Raw genomic sequence first — 12634 nt, 5'->3', positions numbered from 1 at the left:
GTTAGTTTGTCAGGACAAAGTCCCAGACTGCAGGAGGCGCCATGCCGCTCGTCCGTATCGACCTCGCCACCGGGCGCAGCCCGGAAGCCGTCCGCGCCGTCGCGGACGCGATCCACACCGCCATCGTCGACGTCTACGGGATCCCGCTGCGCGACCGGTTCCAGATCATCACCGAGCACCCGGCGCAGCAGATCATCGCCGAGGACGCGGGGCTCGGCTTCGAGCGCACCGATGGCGTCGTGATGATCCAGGTGTTCACGCAGCGCGGCCGCACGGACGAGGCGAAGACCACGCTCTACGCGGCGATCCACGACGCGCTCGCCGGGATCGGCGTCGCATCGGAGGACGTCTTCATCGGCTACGTCGAGAACGGCCCGCAGGACTGGTCGTTCGGCTTCGGGCGTGCGCAGTACGTCACCGGCGAGCTCGGGGTGCCCGCACTGGCGTGAGGCGCAGCGGACGACGGCCTACTTGTCGACGAGCGTGACCTCGAACGAGTAGCGGTCCGGGCGGTAGCAGTGCACGCCGTACTCGACCGCTCGGCCCGAGGCGTCGTAGGCGGTGCGGCTCATCGTCAGGACGGGGTCGCCGTCCTCGATCTCGAGGAGCCCGGCCTCCTCGTCGGTGACCGCCCGTGCGCCGATCCGCTGCTTCGCGACGCGCATCGTGACGCCGCGGGCACGCAGCAGCTGGTAGAGCCCGTGCGCCTGCAGGTCGGTCTCCGTGATGTCGAGGAACTCCGGCGGCAGGTAGTTCTCGAGGATGGCCATCGGCACGTCCTCGGCGAACCGGACCCGGCGGATGTGCGCGACGATCGTCCCCGGCTCGACACTGAGCGCCTCGGCCACGACGTCCGGCGCCGGCACGTCGTTCCGTTCCAGCAGCGTCGTCGCCGGCTTCTGCGCACCCTGCGCCAGGTCGTCGTAGAGGCTCGTGAGCTCGACCTTGCGCGTCACCGGGCCGTGCACGACCTGCGTGCCGATGCCGCGGCGGCGGACGAGCAGGCCCTTGTCGACCAGGTCCTGGATCGCGCGTCGGATCGTCGGGCGGGACAGGCCGAGCCGTTCACCGAGGGCGATCTCGTTCTCGAGGCGGGCGCCGGGAGGCATCGCGCCGGAGCGGATCGACTCCTCGATGCGCGAGGCGACCTGGAAGTAGAGGGGCATCGGGCCCGACCGGTCCAGGTCCATGAACAGGTCGGACGGCAGCTGGCCTTCGTTGGTCATCTGGGTCCTTCAGGAGGTGCGGGTGCACGGCATCGGTGCCGCGTGGGATTGTCGTGACAATACCATCGGCGTCCGTTCCGTCAGCGCTCCACCGCCGCCTTGAGCTTCGCGAGCCCCTTCTCGAAGTCGCCGCCGAGGAACTTGTCCATGTTGACGAAGACGCCCATCACGCGGGACATCAGGTTCTGCGGGCTCGTCATCGACCAGACGAGGCGTGTGGCCGCATCCGCGTGGTCGGCATCGCTCACGTCCGTCAACCGGAACGCGACCGCGCTGGACGACTTGAACGGTGCGGTGAACTGCAGGTCGACGTCGACCTCTGCCGGGGCGACCTTCGTGATCGCCATCGAACCGGCACCGGCCTTGCGGTTGCCCTTCCACGCGTACGTGGACCCGACCGTGCCCGGGGTGCCGCCGTACTCGCGCTGCAGGGCCGGGTCCTGCCCCTCCCACGGCGACCACTCCACCCAGCGGTGCAGGTCCGCGAGGTACGGGACGATCTCGGACGGGCGCGCGGCGATGACCGTCTCGCGCTGGATCGTGCTGGGGGTCGCCATGCGGTGAGCGTAGCGCTGTGGCGGCCCGGCCGGGAGGTCCGTCGGTCGGTCCGGTCCGGTCAGGCCCGGTCCGGCCTGGTTCGGTCCGGCCTGGTCAGTCCGCGAAGATCATCGGGCGGTTCGAGAGCCGGGGCTGGTTCGCCGCCTTCGGCTTCTCGGCACGGATCCGCACCGGGTTGATCGTCACCCGTGTCGCGGCGCCGAGCGCTTCGACCGTGTCCGCGGCGTGCCGTCCGGCAGCGTGGATCACGATCGCCGCGCACGCTTCGGCGTCCGCCGCGGCGTCGTGGTGCTGGAAGCCCTCGAAGCCGGCGGCCATCGCCGCGACCGGCAGCCGGTACGAGTCGAGCGTGTAGGTCCGCCGGGCGACCTGCAGCGAGCACATCGAGTGGTGCTCGGAGAGCTCGATGCCGGTCGCCGAGCAGCCGCCTGCGATCACACCCATGTCGAACCGGGCGTTGTGCGCCACCAGGACGTCCCCCTCGGCGAACGCGACGAGGTCGGGGTACTGCTGCTCCCACGTCTTCGCGCGGACCACGTCCTCGGCGACGATGCCGTGGATGCGGGTGTTCCACTCGAGGAAGGCGTCGTGCCCGAACGGCGGTCGGATGAACCACGACGCCCGTTCGACGACCTTGCCGGCCCGGACCTTGACGAGTCCGACCGAGCACGCACTGGCGGGCGAGCTGTTCGCGGTCTCGAAGTCGATCGCGGTGAAGTTCAACGGCACGGAACCGATCGTCGCACGGGGCGCCGACATCGCCGGAACGCGGGACGGCGTTGCGCCGGCGCGAGCTCCTCGACGGCGCGGTTCAGCGGCGTCGGGACCGCCGGGAGCCGCGACGGCGTCGTGCAGTGATGCGCCACGTCGCCGTCCGGCGCGCCCGCTGCTCCGCCCAGTACGGGTCGAGGAGGGTCCCGACGAGCTCGAACGCGACCGCTGCGACGTCGAGACGCCAGCGGAGCGGGACGCTCTGGACGTGTGCGGTGAACGCCGCGGCGAAGTCGGTGGTGGTCGGCGGGAACGCGAAGTCGACCGGGAGCGTCACGAGTCGGTGCCGGTCCTCGTCGTCGTGGTCGATCGACGCGTCCTCCGGGTCGTACTCGACGAGGACGTCGGCTTCGAGTTGCGCGAGGACGTCGTGCAAGTCCTCGAGTTCTCGCGGGGGCAACGCCCCGAGCGCGTCGATCGTGTCGGGGGTGAAGTACCGCCGCTGTCCTCGGGCATCGTGCCCCATCGAGTGCACGCCCAGCCGATCGCGTTCGAACCACATGCAGCCAGGCTGCCACGTACAGTTGGGACATGGCGAACGAGACCATGCGACGCCCACTCGTGCTGCTGCTCCAGGGCGCCGGGTACGGACAGCAGGCGCCGCTGTTGTGGTGGTCCCGGAAGATCGCGGCCGACGCCGGATGCGAGGTCATCGCGCCGACCTGGACCGTGGACGAGGCTGCGTCGAGTGCACCCGTCGCGTTCGTCGAGACGGCCGTCCGGTCGGCGATCGGCGAACGCGCGCCCGACCTCGTCATCGCCAAGTCGTTCGGGTGCTTCGCGCTGCCCTGGGCAGTGCGACACGGAGTGCGCGGCGTGTGGCTGACGCCGGTGCTCACGAACGACGACGTGGTCGCCGCGCTGGCGACCGCACCGGACACGCACGTGGCGATCGGGGGGTCGGACGACGGCATGTGGCGGCCGGAACGCGTCTCGCGGACGGCTGCGAGCCTCCAGACCGTCGCCGGCGCCGACCACTCGCTCGAGGTGACCGGTGGGTGGCGCGCATCGCAGCGGGCCCAGGCCGAGGTCTTCGCGACGGTCGCGGCAGCCGTCCAGGCCCTCCACCGTTAGGCTCTACTCCCGTGGCTCTCACCATCGGAATCGTCGGTCTCCCGAACGTCGGCAAGTCGACCCTGTTCAACGCCCTCACCAAGAACCAGGTCCTGGCGGCGAACTACCCGTTCGCCACCATCGAGCCGAACATCGGTGTCGTCAACCTGCCCGACTCGCGGCTCGACCAGCTCGCGACGCTGTTCAACTCGGAGAAGACCGTGCCGGCGCCGGTGTCGTTCGTCGACATCGCGGGCATCGTCAAGGGTGCGAGCGAGGGTGAGGGGCTCGGCAACAAGTTCCTTGCCAACATCCGCGAAGCCGACGCCATCGCGCAGGTCGTCCGCGGATTCGCCGACGACGACGTCGTGCACGTCGCGAACAAGGTCTCGCCCTCCGACGACCTCGAGGTCATCAACACCGAGCTGATCCTCGCCGACATCGAGACCATCGACAAGGCGCTCCCGCGCTACGAGAAGACCGTGAAGCTGAAGCAGGCCGAGCCGATCGTGCTCGAGACCGCTCGCGAAGCGCGCGCCGCCCTGGAGCAGGGCACACTGCTCTCCGCGACCAAGATCGACCTGTCGCCGATCGCCGAGCTCGGCCTCCTCAGTGCGAAGCCGTTCATCTTCGTCTTCAACGTCGACGAGGCGATCCTCACCGACGAGGCACGCAAGGGCGAGCTGTCCGCACTCGTCGCCCCGGCGCAGGCGGTGTTCCTCGACGCGAAGATCGAGTCCGAGCTCATCGACCTCGACCCCGAGGACGCCGCAGAGCTGCTCGAGTCGACCGGCCAGACCGAGTCGGGGCTCGACCAGCTCGCACGCATCGGGTTCGACACCCTCGGACTGCAGACCTACCTCACTGCCGGGCCGAAGGAAGCGCGCGCGTGGACCATCGGCAAGGGCTGGAAGGCTCCCCAGGCGGCCGGCGTCATCCACACCGACTTCGAGAAGGGCTTCATCAAGGCGGAGGTCATCTCCTTCGCCGACCTGATGGAGGCCGGGTCGATCGCCGAGGCGCGTGCGCACGGCAAGGCCCGCATCGAGGGCAAGGACTACGTCATGCAGGACGGCGACGTGGTGGAATTCCGTCACAGCTAGACCTATTGTCGGAGCTGTGAAGCGCGCAGCTCTGTACCTCCGTCAGTCCAAGTCCAGCGAGGCCGGCATCGACCGGCAGCGCGAGCGCACGCGGCAGCTGGCCGAGGACCGCGGCTGGACCGTGGTGGGCGAGTACGAGGACAACGACGTCAGCGCGAGCAAGGCGCGGGGCGCCGGCACGGCGTGGGGCCGGATGCTCGCGGATGCGACGGCAGGGGTGTTCGACGTCGTCGTGGCGCTCGACCTCGACCGGCTCCTCCGGACGACCCGGGACCTGAACGTCCTGATCGACACCGGGGCGAAAGTGATCACGGTCGACGGCGAGCTGAACCTGACGACCGCCGACGGCGAGTTCCGGGCGACCATGCTCGCGTCGATCGCGCGTTTCGAGGTCCGCCGCAAGGGCGAGCGCCAGACCCGGGCGAACGCGCAGCGCGCCGCGGGCGGGGGAGTGCCGAAGGGCGTCCGCCTGACCGGCTACGCGACGGACGGCTCGGTCGTGGAGGACGAGGGCCGCGTCGTGCGCGCGCTCTTCGAGGGCTTCGCTGCCGGGGACACGCTCCGCTCGCTCTCGCGCGAGCACGACCGCACGCCCTCGACAGTCCGGACGATCCTGACGAACCCGCGCTACGCGGGGCGCCGGGTCTACAAGGGTGAGGTCGTCGGCACGGGCTCGTGGGACGCGATCGTGGACGGCGCGACCTTCGACCTCGTGCAGCGCCGCCTCGCGGACCCGCGCCGGCAGACGAACCGCACCGGCTCGACCGCGCGGAAGGCGCTCGGCACGAGCCTCTTCCGGTGCGAGTGCGGCGGGACCGTCCGTACCGCGGGCTCCGGGGGCCGGTACTGGTGCCCCTCGTGCGGCCTCGTGCGGACGATGGCACCCGTGGACGACTTCGTGCTCCGCGTCCTCCAGCGCCGCCTCCAGCAGCCCGATGCCGAGCGTCCGGCCGACGACGCGGCACCGCTCCACGAGGAGGCGCGCTCGCTCCGTGAGCGCCGGGACGGGCTGGCCTCGCTCCTCGCTCGCGGGCTCATGGGGCTCGACGCCGTCGAGGAGCAGGCCTCCGCGCTGACCGTTCAGATCGAGGACGTGGAGCGCCGCATCGACGCCGCGGCCGGCCCCTCGCGGGTGCTCGCGGAGTCCGGCGCCGCGGACGTCGCCGGCCTCTCGCTCGACCGGCAGCGGGCGCTGATCGACGCGCTCCTGGTCGTGACGCTGCACCGCGGGGTGCGCGGACGGCGCGGGTTCGACCCCGACACGGTCACGCTCGAGTGGCGCTGATCTGTACTACAAAAGTGCTACATATTGGCTATAGACAGTCTGCTAGCAGTCATGCTTAGCTAGTCACCAGCGGGAACATCCCGCACCGCGTCAGGCGAAGAATCCGACCCGCGTAAGGCCCACCGTCAGGGGACTGGGCAGCGGAAGGCACGGTTCGCAAACCGACGGTTCGACCTCATTCGAGGAGAACCGACCTTGACCGAAACCACCATGACCGCGCCGCAGGTCGCGTCCCGCCGCCTGGGCGGGTTGCGCCGATCCGGCGGCAGCGCCGAGAAGATCGCAGCCGCGCAGCGCGAGCTGGCCGAAGCGAAGATCACCGCTGCCATCGAGCGCGCCGTGGCCGACGCCCCGCCGCTCACGAGCGAGCAGCGCGACCGCCTCCACCGCATCATCGACGGCGCGCAGCCGACCGTGCTTCACGTCTCCGACGAGCTTCGTGACCGCATGGCCGACTGGGCCGACGACGTGGCGCCCGTCCTCGCAGAAGCCGACGCCGTGCAGGCGGAGTTCGCAGCCGCGAAGGCGGCGACCCGATGACCGCCGAGCGCCCTGAGGGCTGGACCGCCGAGCAGGAGGCCGGCTGGCAGGCGCTGTGCGAGGACGTCGACACCGACGTGTTCGTGCACGGCTACGTGCCGGCAGGTGGCGAGCGCGACTTCGAGGAGTGGCGCCGTCGCCCGCTGACCCCGATGGAGCTGGACTGCCTGAGCAGCCGGCACCCGGGCAGCTACGCCGAGCGCTTCGAGCCCGTGCTGGCCGGTCACGACGTGTGGTCGCCCGACGACGAGGACAGGACATGACGCTGATGAGTAACGAGTGGGACGTCGAGGACTCAGGAGCCGAGGACCACTACGGCTCGATCGAGATTGACCTGAGCGCGTTCGAGAACGCGACGGTCGAGGACTTCGTGCAGCCGGCGCAGCGCCCGCCGCGGCCGGCGACGACGATCCTCGACCTGTACGACGAGATGACCCCGGCCGAGCGGAAGGCGCAGCCGGCCTCGTTCTGGGACGCGCTCCGCGCCGAAAACGCCCGGGTCGAGGCGTGGGACAACGAGTCCTACGGCACGGGCCGGACGACGGTCGCGACGGCCGAGGAGGGCAGCGACGAGCCCACGCCCATGTTCATCGAGCTGACCGACATCGACACCAGCGACCCCGTGCTCGCGACGGTGGGCGCTCGTGTGGACGGCCCGGGGCTCCTGTACGCCGGGGCGGTGAACGGCCTGATCGGTGACCCGGAGCAGGGCAAGAGCCTCGTGGCCGTCGCGCTCGCGCTCCAGACCGTGCACGCGGACGAGGACCGGGGCGTCGTGTGGCTCGACCTCGACCACAACGGGGCGCGTGCGTTCCGCGGCCGGCTTGACTCGTTCGGCGCGACGAAGCTCGACCTCCTGGGGTTCAGCTTCGCGCAGCCCGAGGACAGCGAGGGCGTGCTGGCGCTCGTGGAGTACGTGGTGGCGCACGCCGACGACTACTCGCTCTTCGTGATCGACTCGATCGGTGAGCTTCTGCCGATGTTCGGCGCCAGCTCGGACAGCGCCGACGAGTACACGAAGGTGAACCGGCAGGTCGCGGCCCGGGTCGCGAAGGCCGGGATCGCGGTGCTCACGATCGACCACCTGGCGAAGGGCGCCGACTCTCGAGCCTTCGGTGGCACGGGCACCGTGGCGAAGAAACGGGCGGTCGACGGCGCGCTCTACCGCGTGGAGGCGACCACGCCCTTCGCCCCGACCACGGGCGGCACGGCGACGCTTCGGCTCCTGAAGGACCGGCACGGCTCCGTGCGTGACCTCGCATCCGCGACGTCGGCAGGCGTGCGCGAGCCCGTCGTGACCTCGTTCGTGATCGACGCGGCGGACGGCTCGTGGCACTTCGCGGTGCCGGGGCAGACCCTGACCCCGGACCAGATGAAGTCGCTCCGGGTGAGCGCCGACGCGCAGCTCCTCGACGGCCTGACCCCGCCGCCGACCTCGCAGCGGGACGTGCAGACCCGCATGAAGTGGGGCAGCGACCGAGCCCTCGACGCCCTTCGAGAGTGGCGGTCGAGCCGTGATTGACCAGTGCTCCGGGAGCGCTCCTCAGTGCTCCTCAGGAGCAGGCCCGGGAGTGCTCCTGTGCTCCTCCGACCCTAAGGGAGGAGGAGCACGGAGCACCCGGGAGAGCAGGGCAAGAGCAGGTGTCGAGGCAGGCCGTGCTCCTGGCCCCTCAGGACCGAAGCGACCACCGCTGTGCGCCGAGTGCGGCGTGCGGTTCGTGTGGTTCGAGGAGCAGGGGCTGTGCGGTCGATGCGGCGAGGAGCCGGTCGGCTGCACCGTGCAGGGCTGCACGCGGCGGCACGAGGCGCACGGGCTGTGCGCGCTCCACTACAAGCGACAGGTGCGAACGGGCACCGCAGACGAGAGGTAGGACGACATGGCGATCGTGACGATCAAGCTGGCAGCAGCGCTGACCGACGAGCTGGGCGGTGTGCCGGACGGACTGGCGACGGCGATCCGGCCGCTCCTCGCAGCGCAGCGGGACCAGTTCGTGGCGGCGTGGAACAACGCCAGCGACGAGGCGCGGCAGCGGCCCGCTGACCAGTGGGTGCTCCGCGAGGAGGACCGCGACGTGTTCACCCGGTTCCAGGCCGCGATGCTCGCGGGCACGGAGCCCGGGGACACGGTGGTCGTGGAGCCGGACCCGGAGCCCGTGGTCGAGCCCGTGGAGGACAGCGGGCAGGAGCCGGACAGCGGGGCGGTGAGCGAGCCGTGAGCCGGCACCACGAGAAGTGGCGCAACGGCGAGGGCAAGCGCCAGCGCGCACGGCTGGAGCGCACGCTGCCGCAGCCGTGCTGCCGGTGCGGCCGGCCCGTGCTGCCGACCGACGAGTGGGAGGCGGACCACCTCGTGGCCCTGGTCGGGTGGCCCGAGCACCAGCCCTACCCCGACCACCTGATCAAGCCCGCGCACAAGAGCTGCAACCGCCGAGCCGGTGGCAAGGACGGCGCGAAGATCACGAACAACCGACGACGGGCGAAGTCCGACGCGACGAAAGGGATTCGACCGTGGTGACCGTAGGTTTTGAGAATGACGTGACTCCTCTCGCGGCGCTCTGGGACCGCCTCGGGAACACGTCGTCTGACTCGTTCGGCTCTGGCCTCCAGTCCGGCCTGAACCGTCAGGGGCCGGCGAGCAAGACCGTCAACGTGACCGCGGACCTCTCCGCGTTCAACGCGGACATGGCCTACGCGACCCGCCAGCGGGAAGTCCACATCAGGGCCTACACAGACAACATGGGCGGGACTCGCCAGGGAATGGGTGTGCCGTGAGCAGCAGCTTCACGTCCGACGACGCGATCCTCGCGAGCACGTACGCGTGGGCGGGGACCGCGAACGCCTCGCAGTCGATCGAGTACGTCAACGGCGTCGAGTCTCGTCGGAACCTGATCCTGAACCCGAACTTCGAGGCGAACCTGACCTCGTGGAGCACGTCGACCACGTACGGCGCGGTGACTCGCGACAGCACGGTCTTCCACTCCGGCGCCGCTGGGGCGAAGTTTGTCGCGCCGGTTGGCACGCAGGCGATCGGCCTGTCCTACACCGGAGCAATGCCGGCGATTGCGTCGGGACAGGCCTACAGCCTGAGCTTCTGGGCCATGATCCCCGCAGACCTCACCGCGACCTACACGATGACCGTGAACTACTACGACGCGGCCGGCACCTACCTCTCGGTCCAGTACGCTCCGACGCAGCTCACGACCGCGACCGACTGGACGCGTGTGTCCGTCGCCCTCGCGGTGCCCGCGAACGCCGCGAAGATGACCTTCTCGCTCCTCAACTCGCTGAGCACGAAGGCCACCGTCGCGGAGGTGATCTACGTCGATGACGTGATCCTCCAGGCGGGCTCGACGGCGCTCGACTACTTCGACGGCAACTCGGTCGCGAGAGCGGCGCAGGGCGTGATCCTTCCGCGCCTCGTGACGCAGTGGAACGCGAGCGCGACGACCCGGCACATCGTGCACGAAGTGCTCGGCAACCCGTGGCCGGACGTCACCGTGCAGCCGGCTGGCCCGCGCTCCGGGACCATGGCCGCGATCTTCGACAACGAGGACGACGCGGTCGCGCTCTACACGATGCTCACCGGCACGACGGTAGTGACCTTCTCGGACGACTCGACCTCGTTCCCGACGATGCGGTTCCTGGCGAACGGGCAGATCACCGTGCAGCAGGACGATCAGGACCGGACCGTGTGGGCCGTCACCTTCTCCTACATGGAGGTCCAGTGACTATCCGGACCCTGACCCCGACCGCGGTCCTGAACGTCGGGGCCGCGAAGTACCCGCTCGACGTGAAGACCGCCTCGATCACCGTGGACGAGGGGTTCAGCCCGTACGTCTCCGCGACCCTGACGATCGCGCACCCGGGCCTGACGATCATGGCGCTGATCGACCCGACTCCCACGCCGCGGCGCACGGTCACGCTGACGGCGGTGCAGGGCGGTGACGCGTCGGGCACGGTCACCATGACCCTGAACCTCACCGCGCGGCAGATCGTGGCTGAGAGCGGCGAGGTCGGCCTGAACATCGCGAACGACGAGGCGCGCCTTCAGGACTACAGCCCCGCGAGCCCGCAGAGCCTCGTGGCGAGCACCTACCAGGCGTCCGTCCGGGCGATCGTGAACCGGGTGCTGACCGTCGCGCTCGGCGTGACGACGACGGCGACCGTCGTGTCCGGCGCGGACGTCCCGTTCAAGGCCTACGCCGACGCGCAGAACCTCATGCCGAACGGCAACTTCGAGGTCTCGAGCGGGCAGTGGACGGCGGTCGCCTGCACCCTCGCGCAGGTCACGACGTGGAAGCAGACCGGCACCTACTCGCTCCGGATCACCCCGAACAGCACGGCCACGGGCTCCTACGCCTCGCTCGCGCTCAACCTCACGCCCGGGCAGACCTACACGATGCAGGCCTACCTCCGCGTCGGGGTCGCGCTCACCGGCACCCTGAACGGGGACGCGCTGAAGCTCCAGGCGACGGCGACCCTGAGCGGCGCGACCCGGATCGTGGCGCGTTCGAACGCTGGGACGAACACCCTGAACACGACGAGCGTGCTGACGATGACCTGGACCGTGCCCGCGCTGGCCGAGTCCTCGACGGTCCGGCTGATCAACGGCGCGACCAACTCCAGCGCGAACAACCTCGTCTACTTCGACGCGGTCACGATCTTCGAGGGCGACGGCACCGACACGAACGGGACCGCCCTGGTCTACTTCGACGGCGACACCCCGGACACGGCGGAGTACCGCTACGACTGGGACGGGGACGCCGGCCTGTCCTCCTCGACCCGGACCGCCCTCGTGCAGCGCGAGGCGGACACGCTCGTCTGGCAGCCCGGGACGAACGCGATGGAGTTCCTGCAGCCGATCCTCCAGACCGTCGGGCTCCGGCTCTTCCAAGACATCGGCGGCGCGTGGAAGCTCGCGGACAACGGCTACCGGGACGTGTCGCAGCAGACCCGCGTGGCCTACGGCTACAACCTGTACCGGGCGACGGACCTCGTGAGCCGGACCGCCTCGCAGACCGACGACCTCCCGCTCTTCGCGGACGCCGTCGTGCTCCGGTACACGTGGGAGGACTCGATCACCGGGGCGACGAAGACCGCCTCGGACATCGCAGCGCCGGCCGGGTTCACGAAGCCCTACGTCCTGGAGCTGACCGACACCCCGTTCCCGGGCGCCGGCCGCGCGGCCTACCTCCTCGGTCGGCTGAAGGCGCGCACCCGTCAGCTCGTCGTCGTCGGCGCGATCGACGTGAACGCGCGGCCCGGGCAGGACGCGGTGATCACCACGCTCGACGGCGGCGTGCAGACCGGCTACGTGGACGCGATCACGTGGGACCTCGGCGCAGACGAGATGACCGTCACGACGAAGGCCCTCATCGCCGTCACGTCGGGCTCGATCGGGAACGCCCCGGCAGGACAGACCATCGGCTCGGTCGGCCCCACGACCACCATCGCCGGCTACACGAACTAGGAGCAGATCATGGCAGTAGGAGACGCCGCTGGCGCGGCTGGGCTGAAGACGTACGCGGACTCGCTCCTCGTGACGGACATGGACGTGGCCCTGAACCAGCGCGGGGACGACATCGCCGCGGACCGGACCCGGCTGACCGCCCTGGAGAAGGCGGCGATCAAGACCCCCAAGTTCGCCGTCACCCGCTCGACCAACGGGCAGAACATCGCGCACGCGACCTGGACGCAGCTCACCGCGGGCGCGTGGGCGAGCCCGACGAAGAACGTCGGCGGGTTCACCTGGAGCGGCGGCGTGCTCACGATCCCGCGCGCCGGGGTCTATCAGGTGCTTCTGCACGCGATGTACCGCTCGAACGACTTCGCGAAGGCGGAGGCGGAGGTCACTCGCAACTCGACCAGCGTGGACACGACGGCCACGATCGCCGCCGACGCGTGGGGCGGCGACCGGCCGACGACCGGCTACAGCATCAACACGGCTGTGAACGCGCAGCGGCTCCTCGTGCCGCTGAACGCGGGCGACCTCCTCCGGTGCTACACGATGCAGGAGAACGTGGACAGCAACACCGTCACCCTCGGGCACTGGGCCTTCGACCTGACGTTCGACGTCGTGTGGGTGGACGAGCTGTGAC

The 12634-nt window shown here is 70.2% G+C and carries 17 protein-coding genes; 13 read left to right on the top strand and 4 right to left on the bottom strand.

All coding sequences use genetic code 11. The features are described 5' to 3' along the window. Positions 1-41 precede the first annotated feature (41 nt). A complete protein-coding gene (locus EDF24_RS12080; protein ID WP_123654172.1) occupies positions 42-449 on the top strand; it encodes a tautomerase family protein in 408 nt (135 codons plus the stop codon). Positions 450-467: 18 nt separating this feature from the next. Here EDF24_RS12080 and EDF24_RS12075 read toward each other — a convergent pair whose 3' ends face one another. From EDF24_RS12075 to EDF24_RS12060, 4 genes are all read right to left on the bottom strand, one after another. Continuing rightward, complete coding sequence (locus EDF24_RS12075) at positions 468-1226, bottom strand: GntR family transcriptional regulator (protein WP_123703125.1); 759 nt, start codon at positions 1224-1226, stop codon at positions 468-470. 80 nt (positions 1227-1306) lie between these two features. Continuing rightward, the gene (locus EDF24_RS12070; RefSeq protein WP_123703122.1) at positions 1307-1783 is read right to left on the bottom strand and encodes an SRPBCC family protein; all 477 of its coding nucleotides are present in this window, start codon (positions 1781-1783) and stop codon (positions 1307-1309) included. A gap of 94 nt (positions 1784-1877) precedes the next feature. Further along, entirely contained in the window at positions 1878-2513 is a 636-nt protein-coding gene (locus tag EDF24_RS12065) for an exonuclease domain-containing protein (protein ID WP_243698304.1), read from the bottom strand. An 82-nt stretch (positions 2514-2595) separates the two neighbouring features. Beyond that, entirely contained in the window at positions 2596-3057 is a 462-nt protein-coding gene (locus EDF24_RS12060) for a hypothetical protein (protein ID WP_123703120.1), read from the bottom strand. A 29-nt stretch (positions 3058-3086) separates the two neighbouring features. Between EDF24_RS12060 and EDF24_RS12055 the strand changes: the two genes are divergently transcribed. From EDF24_RS12055 to EDF24_RS12000, 12 genes are all read left to right on the top strand, one after another. Beyond that, the gene (locus tag EDF24_RS12055) at positions 3087-3629 is read left to right on the top strand and encodes a hypothetical protein (protein WP_123703118.1); all 543 of its coding nucleotides are present in this window, start codon (positions 3087-3089) and stop codon (positions 3627-3629) included. An 11-nt stretch (positions 3630-3640) separates the two neighbouring features. After that, on the top strand, positions 3641-4711 hold the full coding sequence (gene ychF, locus EDF24_RS12050; protein ID WP_123654166.1) for a redox-regulated ATPase YchF: 1071 nt from the start codon (positions 3641-3643) through the stop codon (positions 4709-4711). Between the two features lie 16 nt (positions 4712-4727). Continuing rightward, positions 4728-5996: a recombinase family protein gene (locus EDF24_RS12045; RefSeq protein WP_185017197.1), complete on the top strand. Its 1269-nt coding sequence runs from the start codon at positions 4728-4730 to the stop codon at positions 5994-5996. A 195-nt stretch (positions 5997-6191) separates the two neighbouring features. Continuing rightward, positions 6192-6536: a hypothetical protein gene (locus EDF24_RS12040; RefSeq protein ID WP_123654164.1), complete on the top strand. Its 345-nt coding sequence runs from the start codon at positions 6192-6194 to the stop codon at positions 6534-6536. Next, complete coding sequence (locus EDF24_RS12035) at positions 6533-6799, top strand: hypothetical protein (protein ID WP_123654163.1); 267 nt, start codon at positions 6533-6535, stop codon at positions 6797-6799. The genes EDF24_RS12040 and EDF24_RS12035 overlap by 4 nt, the downstream gene beginning before the upstream one ends. Beyond that, positions 6796-8058 carry an AAA family ATPase gene (locus EDF24_RS12030; protein ID WP_123654162.1) on the top strand — a complete coding sequence of 421 codons (1263 nt, stop codon included), beginning with the start codon at positions 6796-6798 and terminating at the stop codon, positions 8056-8058. Before EDF24_RS12035 ends, EDF24_RS12030 begins: the two co-directional genes overlap by 4 nt. A 355-nt stretch (positions 8059-8413) precedes the next feature. After that, entirely contained in the window at positions 8414-8752 is a 339-nt protein-coding gene (locus tag EDF24_RS12025) for a hypothetical protein (protein WP_123654161.1), read from the top strand. After that, a complete protein-coding gene (locus EDF24_RS12020; protein WP_123703113.1) occupies positions 8749-9051 on the top strand; it encodes a hypothetical protein in 303 nt (100 codons plus the stop codon). The genes EDF24_RS12025 and EDF24_RS12020 overlap by 4 nt, the downstream gene beginning before the upstream one ends. Positions 9052-9071: 20 nt before the next feature. Then, on the top strand, positions 9072-9308 hold the full coding sequence (locus EDF24_RS12015; RefSeq protein ID WP_148070880.1) for a hypothetical protein: 237 nt from the start codon (positions 9072-9074) through the stop codon (positions 9306-9308). Continuing rightward, complete coding sequence (locus EDF24_RS12010) at positions 9305-10264, top strand: carbohydrate binding domain-containing protein (protein ID WP_123703109.1); 960 nt, start codon at positions 9305-9307, stop codon at positions 10262-10264. Before EDF24_RS12015 ends, EDF24_RS12010 begins: the two co-directional genes overlap by 4 nt. After that, positions 10261-12006, top strand: a complete 1746-nt coding sequence (locus EDF24_RS12005; RefSeq protein ID WP_123703107.1) for a hypothetical protein — start codon at positions 10261-10263, stop codon at positions 12004-12006. The genes EDF24_RS12010 and EDF24_RS12005 overlap by 4 nt, the downstream gene beginning before the upstream one ends. Positions 12007-12015: 9 nt before the next feature. After that, on the top strand, positions 12016-12633 hold the full coding sequence (locus EDF24_RS12000) for a hypothetical protein (RefSeq protein WP_123654151.1): 618 nt from the start codon (positions 12016-12018) through the stop codon (positions 12631-12633). The last annotated feature ends 1 nt before the right edge of the window (position 12634 follow it).

The organism is Curtobacterium sp. PhB130 (assembly GCF_003755165.1).
Lineage (GTDB): Bacteria > Actinomycetota > Actinomycetes > Actinomycetales > Microbacteriaceae > Curtobacterium.
The sequence above is the reverse complement of the archived record's forward strand: the minus strand, read 5'-3'. Positions and strand labels throughout refer to the sequence as shown.